Below are 13656 nucleotides of genomic sequence, written 5' to 3'. Positions count from 1 at the left end.
TCTCCGTGCTGGGCGTTGAGCGTTTCCACGCCTGCTCGTTGCACCGCTTGAGCGACTACCTTGGCATTCCAGTACAGAGCAATCGGCAACGCCTGTATAGCTGTGAACTTTGACAGTGGACAGCCAGGGAGGGTGGGCCAGAGTGGTCGATTTATCGGCGTTGGGATATTTAAAGCAGGCTGGGGTCGTCTCGTCCAAACACCCACTTTAACTTTCGCTCATACCCAACTCGCCCCTTATACGCCTCCCCGCTGTCTACCCATCCCGCGCCCAGATACAACCCCATCGCCGCCACATTGTCGGTGTCCACCGACAACTCCAGCGCCTTGATCTGTGGCCACGTCTCTATCGCTGCCGCCGGCAATGCCTGCAAACACGCCTTGCCGAACCCTCTGCCTTGTTGCCGCCGATCCACCTGGAACGCATGCAGCGTGGCGCTGTGTGCATCGGCCCAATGGGGCAGGCAAGGTGGGCGTTTGAGCAAGAGGAAGGCCACCGGAATGTCATCGGCCAGCAGGGCGAACCCTTTGACGCCTGGGCTTGGTTTGGCCAGCAGCGAATTGAGCGCGCAATACATATCGCCGCAAAACGGCAGTTGTTCGGGATGAACTTCGATGGCGCTGGCTTGCTGTCGTTGCACAGCAGTGAGCGCCTCGTAGGCGACAAGGCGGGTTTGCATCGGAACGTCCGAACGGCTGCAAGGAAGCGCGCAGTCTAGCGGGTTTGAGGGCGACACAGTGCTTAGTGATAAGCGGGCTGGCCCTGAGCGAGGCGCGCCAATTCACCACATACTCTGAGCCTGATCACTCATCCAGCATCTGCGCCAGCATCCAGCTGCCCGCCGGTCCCGGTGGATACTGCCGCGACCACAGGGCATCCACCGCTACCAGTCGCGGCCAACCGCGCACTGGGAGTTCCACCAGCCCAGTGTTGCCAAAGCGTTCCACCAGCCAACGCGGCAGCTCGGCCCAACCGAAACCGAGCTGGGCCATTTCCATCAGCATCAGAAAACTCGGCGCCGACCAAACGCGGCCGCTGGGGCGGGTTTCATTCGGGTTGATGATGCTCGCCAGCCGAAGTTCGCGGTGTTGCTGCAAGCACTGCGCGTCGATGTTCGGCAGCGTGGCCAACGGATGCTCGGGCGCGACGAACAGCGCGATTTCCGTGCGTTCAGCCACGGGCGCGCGGCTGAGGTCGGGTGGGTAATGCGCCTGGGCTTCGACAAACGCGATCTGCGCACGACCGCTCTGCACCAGCGCGATCAAGTCTTCGCACTCGGCGATCAACCATTCCAGTTCAAGGTCCGGGTAACGCTGCTCGAAGGCCTTGAGCGCGAGTTCGAAGCGCTCAGATTGATAGGTATCGGACATGGCAATCGTGACTTTCGGCTCCAATCCCATGGCCAACTGACTCGCGGCCAGCGCCAGGCGACTGCTGGCTTCCAAGACTTGTTCGGCGCGTTGCAGCAACACCAGGCCGGCGGGCGTGAGCGTCGGCTTGCGGCTGCTGCGATCAAACAGCACAACATCCAAGTCAATCTCCAGGCTGGCTAACGCCGCGCTGACGGTGGACTGGCTCTTGCCCAGTTTGCGCGCCGCCGCCGAAAACGAGCCTTGGGTGGCCGCCTGCACAAACGCCTGCAGCACTTCATTAGAGGCCATGACTATCGCCTTGATCGATGGTTATTGGTTATGAAGTATCGATTCAAAGGGTAATGATGGCAACCGTCGTCACTCTCGGAGACGGGTCATGAACCCTACCAAATCCATCACTGAACGCGTTTGCCAGGCTGTTGGTTTCGAAGCCCTGGCGTTGTTGATCTGCACCCCTTTGTTGGCGTGGATCATGGACAAGCCGGCCCTGGAAATGGGCATGGTCACCCTGGCGATCAGCCTGATGGCGCTGACCTGGAACGTGATCTTCAACGGCCTGTTCGACCGACTCAAGGCACGCCTGCAACTGGCCAACAATGGCTGGACCCGTGTGTTGCACGCGCTCGTGTTTGAAGGTGGCTTGATTTTGGTGTGCGTACCGCTGATTGCGGCGTGGCTGAACATCAGCCTGATGCAGGCATTTATCCTCGACATAGGTGTATTGCTGTTCTTCCTGCCGTACACCTATGTGTATCACTGGGGCTATGACGTACTGCGCGACAAGCTCCTACAGAAACATGCCGCCCGACGCCTCGATGCGCTGGCCGGTGATCCAGTGGCTGCCGTCGGCCAGCAGGCTGGCAATCGCTCCACCGATATCGTCCGGTAAGCCGGCGCGGCCCAGGGCGGTGTTGCTCGCGACCATGGCATTGAGGTTGGCGTTGTCGCGTACAGCGCCGCCGCCGAAGTCAGTTTCGATCGCGCCAGGGGCCAGGATGTTGACGCTGATCCCGCGCCCACCCAGCTCTTTGGCCTGGTAGCGGGTCAGCACTTCCATGGCGCCTTTCATCGCCGCGTAGGCGGCATAGCCCGGCAGGCTGAAACGCGCCAGGCCGCTGGAGACGTTGAGGATGCGGCCGCCGTCGCGGATCAACGGCAACAGCTTCTGCGTCAGGAAAAACGGACCCTTGAATTGGATCGCCACCAGTTGGTCGAACTGGGCTTCGGTGGTCTCGGCAAAACTGGCGTGAATGCCGATCCCGGCGTTGTTGATCAGAAAGTCGATGTGATCCTGTGCGAAAACATCCTTGAGCACGCCGGCCACGTCGCCGACAAAACCTTCGAATGTTGCGCTTTGGCTCACATCCAATTGCAGCATGGCGGCGCGGCCACCCAATTGTTCGATCTCGGCCACCAATGCCTGCGCCTCGTCGGCCTTGCTGTGAAAGGTGCCGATGATGTCTACGCCTTGCGCCGCCAGGTGCAATGCAGCGTTTTTACCCAAGCCACGGCTGGCGCCGGTGATCAATGCGATTTTGCGGGTCATGGTGCAGTCCTCTTCAGATGTGAACGTGGGACTGAGTGTATTTGTCCGCTGCTAACGTGATAAACAGGGCCAGGCCGGAATCACTGGCCGGATAAGGCGAACAATCCTATGAACAAACTTGAGTTGCTGCGCACCTTCGTGCGGGTCACCGAACTGTCGAGTTTTACCCAGGCGGGCGAGAGTCTGGGGCTGCCGCGTTCCACGGTGTCCGAGCATGTGCAGGCGCTGGAAGAACTGCTCGGCGCGCGTCTGTTGCAGCGCACCACACGCAAAGTGCAGGCGACCCAGGACGGGCGCGTGTTGTACGAGCGCAGCAAGGACCTGCTCGCGCATATGGAGGAACTCGAAGGGCTGTTTCGCCAGGACGAAGCGCAACTGAGCGGGCGCATCCGCGTCGACATGCCCAACGTGATGGCGCGGGAGCTGATCCTGCCGCGCTTGTCGCAGTTCATGGACGCGCACCCGTTGATCGAGTTGGAGATCAGTTGCACCGACCGCCAGGTCGACCTGCTCGCCGAAGGCTTCGACTGCGTACTGCGCGTCGGCGCCCAGCCGGACCAAAGCGTGGTCGCACGCGTGCTGTGCCGCATGCCGATGATCAACTGCGCGAGCGCGGGTTACGTGCAACGTTACGGCGTGCCCGCGACCTTGGCCGATCTGGCGCAGCATCAATTGGTGCATTACGTGCGGCCGTTGGGTTCACGCTCGGCCGGTTTCGAGTATCAGCAAGGCAACAAGGTGCAGCGCATCCCCATGGCCGGGCGGGTGACGGTCAACAGCACGGATGCGTATCGCGTGGCGTGCCTGGGCGGTTTTGGCATTACTCAGGTGCCGGCCTTGGGTATTCGTGACTTGCTCGCCAGTGGCGAGTTGGTTGCCCTGCTCCCGGACTACCCGGCGCCACCGCTGGATGTGTCCTTGCTCTACGCGGGCCAGCGGCATTTGCCGTTGCGGGTGCGCGTGTTCATGGACTGGCTGGCGGCCACCCTGCAAGCCCATCTTTAACGGCGCGCCGACAGTTGCTGCGGCGCCAGGAACGCGTCGTGAAAGTAATCCCGGAACGCCTGCATCGCCGGGGTAAATGCCCGCTCGCGGTGCCAGGCCAGTCCGACGCTCATGGGCGTGACCGGGTCGGTGACGGTCAGGGTTTCGATGCGCTTGCCTTCCAGTGACCACGGGCGGTGCACCAAGTCCGACAGAATCGCCACGCCGCTGCCATTGGCGACCATGCTGCGTACTGCCTCCACCGAACTGGTGCGCAGCCGCACCTTAGGCGTTTGCCCGGCCTGTTCCCAATAGCGCATGGCGCTGTGTTCGGCTTCATCGACGGTCAGCAGGATGTAGGGCTCTTGCGCCACATCCGCCAGGCTCACGGCGCCGCGCTCGCACAATGGGTGATGGCTGGGCAGCCACAGGCGACGTTCCGAGTTGAACAGAATCTCGGAAACGATCGCCGGGTGAGTCAGGTTGGCGGTGAGCACCACGGCCATGTCGAACTGGCCGTCGAGCAGACCTTGTTCGATCGCCTGGCGCTCCTGCTCGAAGACCTCGATGGTCACGTCCGGATGCCAATGCTCCATGCGCTGCAAGTGATGGGGCAGGAAGTAACCAAGCACGGTGTAACTGGCCGCTACCCGCAGCACGCCGCTGGCGCGGTAGTCGGGCAATGGACTGTTCAGCGCATCGTCCACGCTGCGCACAATCACATAGGCGCGGTTGAGAAAGTGCCGCCCGGCATCGGTCAAGTTCATGCCTTGGGCCGAGCGCACAAACAGTTGCACGCCGAGCATCGCCTCCAACTCCTTGATCGCCGTGGTCACCGCCGACTGCGAGATGTTCAGGTGGATCGCTGCCTGGGAAATCTGGCCGATCTCAGCGGTGGCGACGAAGTAGCGGATTTGGCGCAAGGTCAGCGACATGAGCGATATCTGTTTTTCAGAAGATAGGGCATCTGATAATAGATCTTCCCAAGGGGTCAAGGCGCAGCCTACTTTTCCAACATCATTTCTGGCGGAGCGACCCCGATGCAGGCAGTGGATTTCAATTCGGACATGGGCGAAGGTTTCGGCCCCTGGACCATCGGTGATGGCGTCGACGCGGAGCTGATGGCCTACATCAGCTCGGCCAATATCGCCACCGGCTTCCACGCCGGCGACCCCGGGACCATGCGCCGCACCGTAGAACGCGCCAAGCAACTGGGCGTGGCCATCGGTGCCCATCCCGGCTTTCGTGATCTGGTCGGCTTTGGCCGTCGGCATATCAACGCACCGGCTCAGGAGCTGGTGGACGATATGCTCTACCAACTCGGTGCCCTGCGGGAAATCGCCCGCGCCCAAGGCGTGACGCTGCAACATATCAAGCCTCACGGCGCGCTCTACATGCACCTGGCCCGTGACGAAGAAGCGGCCCGGCTGCTGGTGCAAAACCTGCAACTCATCGAACCGACGCTGTTGCTGTACTGCATGCCCAACTCGGTGATCTGGCGGGTGGCCAAGGAGTTGGGGCAACCGGTGGTCCGGGAATTCTATGCCGATCGTGAGTACGATCTGACGGGCTCCATCGTGTTTACTCGCACTGTTCGCGCGCTTGATCCTGCAACGGTGGCGGCACGTGTCCTGCGGGCTTGTCAGACGGGGTTGGTGCGCACCGTAGAAGGCGAAGACCTGTTTATCGAATTCGATTCCATCTGCCTGCACAGCGACACTCCCGGCGCCCTGGAACTGGTGGAAGCCACCCGCGAGGCCTTGGACCAGGCGGGTATCACGGTCAAAACACCCTAATAAGATCGACCCCTTACTTTTTTGCCTGCCTTTCCATAACCATTCCAAGAGGAAGCGACATGGCTGAAACGACCCCCATCCGCTACAGCTTCGGCGGTGATGAACACCTGTTTGCCGAGGTCAGCGACAGCATGTCGTTGGAGGCCTTTTTCAAGGGCATGGCGGTGACTCGAGCGGTGGAGCGCCTGGCGCTGGAAGGCGTGCTGGATGTGTGCTTGGCCAATGCCTCGTTCCAGATCCGTTTCGACCCCGACCGCATCGCGCCCCATGTGTTGCTCGATGCCGTGCAAAGCGCCGAAGCCCAGGCCGTGGCCGAACGCACCTTGCGCACGCGCATCATCGAAATCCCGGTGCTGTACAACGACCCCTGGACCCATGAAACCCTGATGCGTTTTCGCGATCGCCATCAAGACCCCAGCGGCACCGACCTGGAGTACGCCGCGCGCATCAATGGTCTGGCGGATGTGGACGCGTTTATCGCCGCTCACAGCGGCGCGCCGTGGTTTGTGTCGATGGTCGGGTTTGTCGCGGGTCTGCCGTTCATGTTCCAGATGGTCGAGCGTGAGCGGCAGTTGCAGGTGCCCAAATACCTGCGCCCGCGCACCGACACGCCCAAACTCACCCTCGGCCATGGTGGCTGCTTTGGGTGTATCTACTCGGTGCGCGGCGCTGGCGGTTACCAAATGTTCGGCGTGACCCCGGCGCCGATCTACGATCCGGCGCAGCAGTTGGCCTACCTCAAGGAGCACATGGTGTTCTTTCGCCCCGGTGACATCGTGCAGTTCAAACCCATAGAACGTGATGCCTACGACCTGGCCGTCGCCGAGGTGGACGCAGGACGTTTCGACCTGCGCATCCGCCCGGTGGAATTTTCCCTCGACGCCTTTCTGGCCGACCCGATGGGCTATCCGAAAACCCTGCAGGAGGCGCTGGCATGATCAAAGTCCTCAAACCCGGCCTCGCCACCTCTGTGCAGGACCTTGGCCGCGAAGGTTATTACCACTTGGGCATTCCGCCGTCGGGGGCGCTGGACCAATACGCGCTGAGCGCGGCCAACCATCTGGTGGGCAATCCGGTCGGTGCGGCGGGCCTGGAATGCACCTTGATCGGGCCTGAATTGGAATTCCAACAGGATGCGTTGGTGGCACTCAGCGGCGCGCTCATGTCGCCGCGCCTTGACGGTGAAGTGGTGCATCAGGACACCGCGTTCCAGGTGCGTGCCGGGCAGGTGCTGCGTTTCGAATTTCCCAAGGCCGGCGCACGGACTTACCTGGCGGTGGCCGGCGGCATTGATGTGCCCGTGGTGCTCGGCAGTCGCTCCACTTACACCCTGGGCGCGCTTGGTGGGTTTAAAGGTCGGCGCTTGCAGGAGGGTGATGAATTGCCCATCGGTGAGCTCTGCGGGCAGGGCCGGGCGGGCAACAGTTTGCCGATGGCCTTGCGCCGGTCGGTAGGGGGCGATATCACCCTGCGTGTGGTGCCTGGCCTGTATTACGAGCGCCTGACCGGTGCCGCCAAAAGCAGTTTTTTCGCCGAACCGTGGACCGTGGGTTCCGAAGCGGACCGTATCGGCTATCGCTTCAAGGGCGGTAGCGCGTTGAGCTTTGAACCACGGGAACAGCCGTTTGGCGCGGGCTCGGATCCGTCGAATATTGTCGACAGTTGCTACCCCATCGGTTCGATCCAGGTACCGGCGGGGCTGGAGCCGATCGTGTTGCATCGAGATGCAGTGTCGGGCGGAGGTTACGCGATGATCGGCACGGTGATCAGTGCCGATCTGGATTTGATCGGGCAGATGCAGCCCAACCAGCGCGCGGGGTTTGTGGCGGTGACGCTGGAGGAGGCCCTTGAGGCGCGGCGGGTCTACAAGAAGCGGCTCAAGGCCATGACGGGACTCTTCAACAACTGACACAACACACATCCAACTGTGGGAGGGGGCAAACCCCCTCCCACAGTTTCAATCTATGTTGTGTCAGAAAAGTTGGGTGAACAGCCAGTAGAGGCTGCCAGACAGAAGAATCGCCGCCGGCAACGTCAGCACCCACGCCATCAGCAAATTGCGGATCGTCCGCATCTGCAACCCGGCACCATTGGCCACCATGGTCCCCGCCACACCGGATGACAGCACATGGGTTGTCGACACCGGCAACCCATACATATCTGCGGCCCCGATGGTCAGCATCGCCACTGTTTCCGCCGCCCCACCTTGGGCGTAGGTCATGTGGGTCTTGCCGATTTTCTCGCCCACCGTGACCACGATGCGCTTCCAGCCGACCATGGTGCCCAGGCCAAGCGCAATGGCCACCGCGATCTTCACCCAAAGCGGAATAAAGCGCGTGGCGTTGTCGATCTGTTGCTTGAACAGCTGCAGTTTGTCTTGGGTGTCGGCGTCGAAATTGCCGACCTTGCCCTTGTCCATCAGGCGAATGGTTTCGCTGGTCAGGTACATGTCGTTACGCACGTTGCCGACCGCCTCGGCGGGGACTTTGGCCAGGGAACCGTAGCCTTTGACTTCTTCGCCGATATGCCCGGTGAGCGCGGCGAGGGCCGGCACCAGGTCCGGTGTGGCTTGCTTGGTGCGCACGTAGGTCGACAGGACGGGGCGCGGGTCGCCGGGCAATGCCTGCGCCGTGGTTTTCATCAGGGCGGCCTGGGTCACTTCGGCCACCGCCGCGAACTGCAACGACTGCTCGGCGGGCATGGTGCGGTTCAACGCATAGGCCATGGGCAATGTGCCGACCAGAATCAGCATGATCAGGCCCATGCCTTTCTGCCCATCGTTGGAGCCGTGGGCGAACGACACGCCGGTGCAGGTGGCGATCAACATGCCGCGAATCCACCACGGCGGCGGAGTGTTGCCTTTGGGCGCCTTGTACAGCGACCGGTTCTTCACAAAGGCGCGCATGGCCAGCAGCAACAAGGCTGCAAACGCAAAGCCGATCAAGGGGGACAGTAGCAACGCATAACCAATCTTGGTCGCCTGGGCCCAATCTACCCCGCTGGTACCGTCACGTCCGTGCATCAAGGCATTCGCCACGCCGACGCCGATGATCGAACCGATCAGCGTATGGGAGGACGAGGCCGGTAAACCCAGCCACCAGGTGCCGAGGTTCCACAGGATCGCAGCGATCAGCAGGGCGAAGATCATCGCGAAACCGGCCGATGAGCCCACCTGCAAAATCAGCTCCACCGGCAGCAGGGCGATGATGCCAAACGCCACCGCGCCGCTGGAGAGCAGCACGCCGAGGAAGTTGAAAAAGCCTGACCACACCACCGCGAAATGCGGTGGCAGCGAGTTGGTGTAGATCACCGTCGCGACGGCGTTGGCGGTGTCGTGGAAACCGTTGACGAACTCGAAGCCCAGAGCGATCAACAACGCGACGCCCAGCAGCAGGAACGGCGTCCAGGTGGTGACCACCGTGCCCAGTTCGTGCATGTCATGCATCAGGCTGTAGGCGGTGAACAACAGTCCCATGGCGAGGACGGCGAAGAAAATGATCACGGTCACCAGGCCAGGTTTCTTGTCCAGGCGCGGTTTTGAATCGACGGAAGATGAGTGCGTGGAGGCAGTCAGGGAAGGGGTGGCCATGCCGGAGCATCCAGGTGATGAAGGATGTCGTTCATAGTCATTGCAGAATGTTACAACGGTGCTGCCGCAGGTCAGTGTTTGGTCAATCAGGCACGCCATTAGTCTGTCTTGCAGCGCACACAGCCGCGAAACTCATAGACACCACCGATCCCTGTGGGAGATGTCGAGCTTCAGCGAGGCTTCGATAGCGGCGGCAGGGCTGGCAGAGGTGTTGGCTGACACACTGTCATCGGGAGCAAGCCCCCTCCCACAGCGGATCTCATTTCAATTTGAAAATCTGCGAAACGCCCAACGCCCGGCAATCAAGGTAAAGGTCGCGACCAGCGCCACCAAAATCCAGAAGCCTTCCGGGTCTTGTGAAAGCGGCACGCCGCCGACGTTCATGCCAAAAAAACCGGCGATGATGTTGATCGGCAGTGCCAGCACCGTCACCACCGTAAGGGTGAACAGTGTGCGGCTGCTTTGCTCGTTGAGGTTGGCGGCGATCTCTTCCTGCAACAGTTTGATGCGTTCGCCCAGAGCCGTCAGGTCGTTGATGATCAGCGCAAACTCTTCGGTGGATTTGCGCAACTCCTTCACGTCTTCCTTTTGCAGCCATTGCGGCGGTCGGTTGAGCAGGCGCAGCAACGAGCCCGGCTCCAACGCCAGCAAGCGTTGCAGGCGCACCAGTACCCGGCGCGCGGCACCCAGTTCGGCGCGGTTGGTGGACAGGCGCGAGGACAGTAATTGGTCTTCGATATGGTCGACGCTGATGCTGGTCTTGCGCACGATCTGCGTCAGCACTTCGCCCTGGTCGCGCAGCAAATGCACCAACAGTTCCAGTGGCGAGCGAAAGTGTTCCCCGGCCTTTACCGACGAGCGCAACTTGTCCACCGAGTGCAACGGTTGCAGCCGCGCGCTGATCAACAGGCGGCTGCGAGCGCATACCCACAGCGTGGAAATATCCGACGAGACCATGCTGCTGAAGTTGAACACCACGTCGTTGACCACCGCCAGCAAGGCCGAGTCGACGTGTTCGATGCGGGTGGAGCGCGAGCCCTCGTGAAGGGCCTCGAAAAACTCTTCAGGCAGTTCCAGGTGCGCCTGCATCCAGCGCTCGCAGGCGGCGTGGGCAAGGTTCAGGTGCAGCCACAAGAACTCCTCCGGGTCCTGCGGTTGCTTCAATGCCGCCAGGGCGGTAGCCGAGTCAATCTGCTCCCCCTTAACACCTGGGCGAAAACGAAAACCGTAAAGCAAGCCAAACAGATCGGAGTCCTGATGGCTGTGATCGATGCTGTGATTCATGGAGGCTCGCAGAGAAAAGGCCTGTAGGACATTTCACAGGTCGCGTGGCGAATAATTACAGGGTTATTTGACAGTTTTATGACAGTCGTTGGTTTATTTCGCATTCGTGACATTTTATTGACCATTTGTCCGAATCCCTTCAAGAAGGCTCTATTCCGGCCGATTCAGCTCATTAACAACCGTTAGGGATGTGCGGTGTCTTTGTCGACAGGGAGGTCAAGGCGTGCACACGCCACTTACCTGTATCGAGGCTTTCCCCGATGAATGTTTTGCGAACCTCCTTGAGAGCACAAATCCTGTCGCTGCTCGGTGGCAGCTTGCTGGCGATATTGTTGATCGCCCTGGCCTGTTTCAACTTCCTCTCCAACGGGGTGCAGAGTTATCGCAGTTTGATTGACGGGCCGTTGCTCACTTCGCAATTGATCGACGAAGCCAACCTGCAGTTCAAGGTGCAGGTGCAGGAATGGAAAAACGTGCTGCTGCGCGGCAAGCAGCCTCAGGATATGGAGAAATATTGGGGCCAGTTCCAGGACCGGCAGCGCGATGTGCAAAGTATCCTCGCTCGCCTGGTCACCCAGACCAGCAGCGACGCGCCGTTGAGCCGACGCATCGAAACCCTGCGCCTGGAGCACCAGCAACTGGGCGTTGCCTATCAGAAGGGCCGTGATGCCTATATGGCGGCGGGTGGTGATGCAACCGTCGGCGATACGGCAGTCAAAGGCGTAGACCGCGCCGCCAGTGAGCAGATGAGCGCTCTGGTCAGCGACCTGCGTGCCCAAGGCAGCCAGCAATCTCAGGCCATCAGTGCCTACGCCGAGCGCACCGTGCTGGTGGGGCTGGCGATTATGTTGCTGTCTGGTGTGCTGATCGGCCTGTTCAGCCTGTGGCTGATCAACCGCAACCTGATCCTGCCGATTCGTGGCTTGATCGACTACGTCACGCAACTCAGCCACGGCCGCTTTGCCGAGCGCGTAGCCAGCCGTCGCCAGGATGAACTGGGCCACCTGGCCGCCGCCGCGAATACGCTGCGCGACTTCCTCGCTGAAACCTTCAGCCGCTTGCAGCGCAGCGCCACCGACTTGGTCAGCGCCAGCGGCGAGTTGAACTCGATTGCCAGCCTGATGGCTACCGGCACCCAAGAACAATTCAACCGTACCGACCAAGTGGCCACGGCCATGACCGAAATGTCGGCCACCGCCCAGGAAGTCGCACGCCACGCTGCCAGCGCCTCGCGCGCGGCTGACGAGGCGGATCACTCGGCCCGCGAAGGCGGTGAAGTGATGAAGGTCACGATCGCTACCATCGGCCAGATGCGCACGGAAATCCTCAACACCGGCACCATCATCCGACGCCTGGAAGCTGACAGCGTACGTATCGGCAAAGTGTTGGAAGTGATTCGCGGCATCGCCGAGCAAACCAACCTGCTGGCGCTCAACGCCGCTATCGAGGCGGCGCGGGCGGGCGAGGCGGGGCGTGGTTTTGCAGTCGTCGCCGATGAAGTCCGCAGCCTGGCGCAACGCACGGCCGCGTCGATCATCGAGATCAACCAGATTATTCAGGCGGTGCAGACCGGCGCGATCGATGCGGCCGAGGCGATCGTCAGCGGCCAGTCGTGCAGCGATGACAGCGTGGAAAAAGTCAGCCAGGCCGGCGCCATGCTCGACCACATCACTCAGGCGGTGGAAGCGATCCGCGACATGAACCGCCAGATCGCCACCGCGGCTGAGGAGCAGACGTCGGTCGCCGAGGACATCTCGCGCAATATCACCCAGATCACCACGGTGGCCACGGCCAACCTCGACAACGTGCAACGCACCGAAGCCGCGAGCCACAATCTGCGCGGTTTGTCCGGTGAGTTGAATGAGGTGACGGCGCGCCTGGGCGCCTGATCAGCCGGTTGGCAGGCTGAAGCTAAACACCGTGCCGTGCTCCGCGGTGGTGGACACTTTGAGTTCACCGCCATGAGCTTCGGCAATCTGCTTGACGATATACAACCCCAGGCCCAGGCCGGCCTGGGGCGTGTTCGTCGCTGGGCGTGAGTAAGGCTCAAAGAGCCGGGGCAAGGCTTGCGCGCTTATCTGGCCGGCGTTTTTCACTGACAGGTGGAAATGGTCGTCCTCAACCTGCGCGCGCACCTCCACCGGGCCGTCATGGCTGCCATGGTGAATGGCATTGGCCACCAGATTAGAGAGCAACTGCGCCAAGCGGTCTTGGTCGCCACTGACCCCTTGCAGATCACCGATATCCGCACGAATCTCGCGCTGCGGGTGCACGCTCTGCACTTCCGATACCACATGCTGCAACGCCGCCTGTAACCCTTGGCAGTCGCCGATGTTGAGTGGGATGCCGCTGCCCATGCGGCCCCTGGCGAAATCCAGCACGTCTTCCACTAACTGCGCGGCGCGTCGGCCGCTGGTGAGAATGTGCCGCACGAGGGTATCGGTGGCGGGGTCCGGGTATTTACGCAGCAGTCGTTCGGCACCGAAGTTAATTGCAAACAACGGGTTGCGCAGGTCATGGCCGAGCACGGCGATAAATTGCTCGCGCAGTTCGGCGGTACTGCGTTCTTCCTGCAATTGCGCTTGTGTTTGCTGCGCGGCTTCTTCGGCTTCGATCTGCAATGACAACACCCGCGCAAACGATTCCATGGTCGATCGGATCGTGCTGCTGCGCAGCATGGCTGGATTGGGGTCCAAGGCGCAGATCGTGCCGAAGAAGCGCCCGTCGGTGCGGAATACCGGCACCGAAATGTAGCTTTCGAAGTGGTACAGGCGCGGTGTGTGGTGGTCGTGGTAGACCGGGTCTTCGCTGGCCTTGTCGATCACCACGGAGATATGGGAACCGCGAATCTCGTGGCAAATGGTGGTGGTCAGGTCCAACTCGCCTCCGACGCCGAGGCCGAATCCCAGGCGGTCGAGTACGGCGCAGGCGGTCCAGGTTTCGTCGGTCACCCGCGCAACGGCGGCAAAGCGCAGGCCAGTCATGTCGCTGATCACTTGGAGCATTGCGGGAACGGCACTGATTCGGCCAATGGTGGCAATGTCGACGGCTTTTTGCTCCATGACGTGTTCTCGGTGTGCTGTG

At 61.3% G+C, this 13656-nt stretch carries 13 protein-coding genes; 6 read left to right on the top strand and 7 right to left on the bottom strand.

The window, feature by feature from the left end; translation table 11 throughout:
* Nucleotides 1–169 precede the first annotated feature (169 nt).
* Together CKW32_RS19310 and CKW32_RS19305 are read right to left on the bottom strand one after the other, a co-directional pair.
* On the bottom strand, nucleotides 170–679 hold the full coding sequence (locus CKW32_RS19310; protein WP_032891036.1) for an N-acetyltransferase: 510 nt from the start codon (nucleotides 677–679) through the stop codon (nucleotides 170–172).
* Between the two features lie 124 nt (nucleotides 680–803).
* Nucleotides 804–1661, bottom strand: a complete 858-nt coding sequence (locus CKW32_RS19305) for a LysR family transcriptional regulator (protein ID WP_095185725.1) — start codon at nucleotides 1659–1661, stop codon at nucleotides 804–806.
* Nucleotides 1662–1749: 88 nt separating this feature from the next.
* Here CKW32_RS19305 and CKW32_RS19300 point away from each other — a divergent pair, with 88 nt between their 5' ends.
* A complete protein-coding gene (locus tag CKW32_RS19300; RefSeq protein ID WP_095185724.1) occupies nucleotides 1750–2262 on the top strand; it encodes a multidrug/biocide efflux PACE transporter in 513 nt (170 codons plus the stop codon).
* Here CKW32_RS19300 and CKW32_RS19295 read toward each other — a convergent pair.
* On the bottom strand, nucleotides 2161–2919 hold the full coding sequence (locus CKW32_RS19295; RefSeq protein ID WP_095185723.1) for an SDR family NAD(P)-dependent oxidoreductase: 759 nt from the start codon (nucleotides 2917–2919) through the stop codon (nucleotides 2161–2163). The two genes, CKW32_RS19300 and CKW32_RS19295, sit on opposite strands and share 102 nt — an antisense overlap.
* A 108-nt stretch (nucleotides 2920–3027) precedes the next feature.
* On the opposite strand from CKW32_RS19295, the gene CKW32_RS19290 reads away from it, so the two are divergent.
* Entirely contained in the window at nucleotides 3028–3924 is an 897-nt protein-coding gene (locus CKW32_RS19290) for a LysR family transcriptional regulator (RefSeq protein WP_095185722.1), read from the top strand.
* Here the strand turns inward: CKW32_RS19290 and CKW32_RS19285 are convergent.
* Nucleotides 3921–4838, bottom strand: coding sequence for a LysR family transcriptional regulator (locus tag CKW32_RS19285; protein ID WP_032891044.1), 918 nt, complete (start codon nucleotides 4836–4838; stop codon nucleotides 3921–3923). The two genes, CKW32_RS19290 and CKW32_RS19285, sit on opposite strands and share 4 nt — an antisense overlap.
* Before the next feature lie 105 nt (nucleotides 4839–4943).
* On the opposite strand from CKW32_RS19285, the gene CKW32_RS19280 reads away from it, so the two are divergent.
* From CKW32_RS19280 to CKW32_RS19270, 3 genes are read left to right on the top strand one after another with little or no spacing between them, the layout of a single operon-like run.
* Complete coding sequence (locus tag CKW32_RS19280; protein ID WP_095185721.1) at nucleotides 4944–5699, top strand: 5-oxoprolinase subunit PxpA; 756 nt, start codon at nucleotides 4944–4946, stop codon at nucleotides 5697–5699.
* Nucleotides 5700–5758: 59 nt separating this feature from the next.
* Nucleotides 5759–6637 carry an allophanate hydrolase subunit 1 gene (locus CKW32_RS19275; protein ID WP_032891048.1) on the top strand — a complete coding sequence of 293 codons (879 nt, stop codon included), beginning with the start codon at nucleotides 5759–5761 and terminating at the stop codon, nucleotides 6635–6637.
* Nucleotides 6634–7608, top strand: a complete 975-nt coding sequence (locus CKW32_RS19270; RefSeq protein WP_095185720.1) for a biotin-dependent carboxyltransferase family protein — start codon at nucleotides 6634–6636, stop codon at nucleotides 7606–7608. Before CKW32_RS19275 ends, CKW32_RS19270 begins: the two co-directional genes overlap by 4 nt.
* Nucleotides 7609–7671: 63 nt before the next feature.
* Here CKW32_RS19270 and CKW32_RS19265 read toward each other — a convergent pair whose 3' ends face one another.
* Together CKW32_RS19265 and CKW32_RS19260 are read right to left on the bottom strand one after the other, a co-directional pair.
* The gene (locus CKW32_RS19265; protein WP_032891052.1) at nucleotides 7672–9288 is read right to left on the bottom strand and encodes an inorganic phosphate transporter; all 1617 of its coding nucleotides are present in this window, start codon (nucleotides 9286–9288) and stop codon (nucleotides 7672–7674) included.
* 264 nt (nucleotides 9289–9552) lie between these two features.
* Entirely contained in the window at nucleotides 9553–10572 is a 1020-nt protein-coding gene (locus CKW32_RS19260; RefSeq protein WP_032891053.1) for a transporter, read from the bottom strand.
* Between the two features lie 260 nt (nucleotides 10573–10832).
* Between CKW32_RS19260 and CKW32_RS19255 the strand changes: the two genes are divergently transcribed.
* Nucleotides 10833–12461 carry a methyl-accepting chemotaxis protein gene (locus CKW32_RS19255; protein ID WP_095185719.1) on the top strand — a complete coding sequence of 543 codons (1629 nt, stop codon included), beginning with the start codon at nucleotides 10833–10835 and terminating at the stop codon, nucleotides 12459–12461.
* Here the strand turns inward: CKW32_RS19255 and CKW32_RS19250 are convergent, their stop codons facing one another.
* On the bottom strand, nucleotides 12462–13634 hold the full coding sequence (locus CKW32_RS19250) for a GAF domain-containing sensor histidine kinase (protein WP_095185718.1): 1173 nt from the start codon (nucleotides 13632–13634) through the stop codon (nucleotides 12462–12464).
* Between the last annotated feature and the right edge of the window lie 22 nt (nucleotides 13635–13656).

The sequence above is a fragment of the Pseudomonas sp. Irchel 3H9 genome, assembly GCF_900187495.1.
Taxonomy (GTDB): Bacteria; Pseudomonadota; Gammaproteobacteria; order Pseudomonadales; family Pseudomonadaceae; genus Aquipseudomonas; species Aquipseudomonas sivasensis.
Note: the sequence above shows the minus strand (reverse complement) of the source record. Positions and strands in the feature narration are given on the sequence as shown.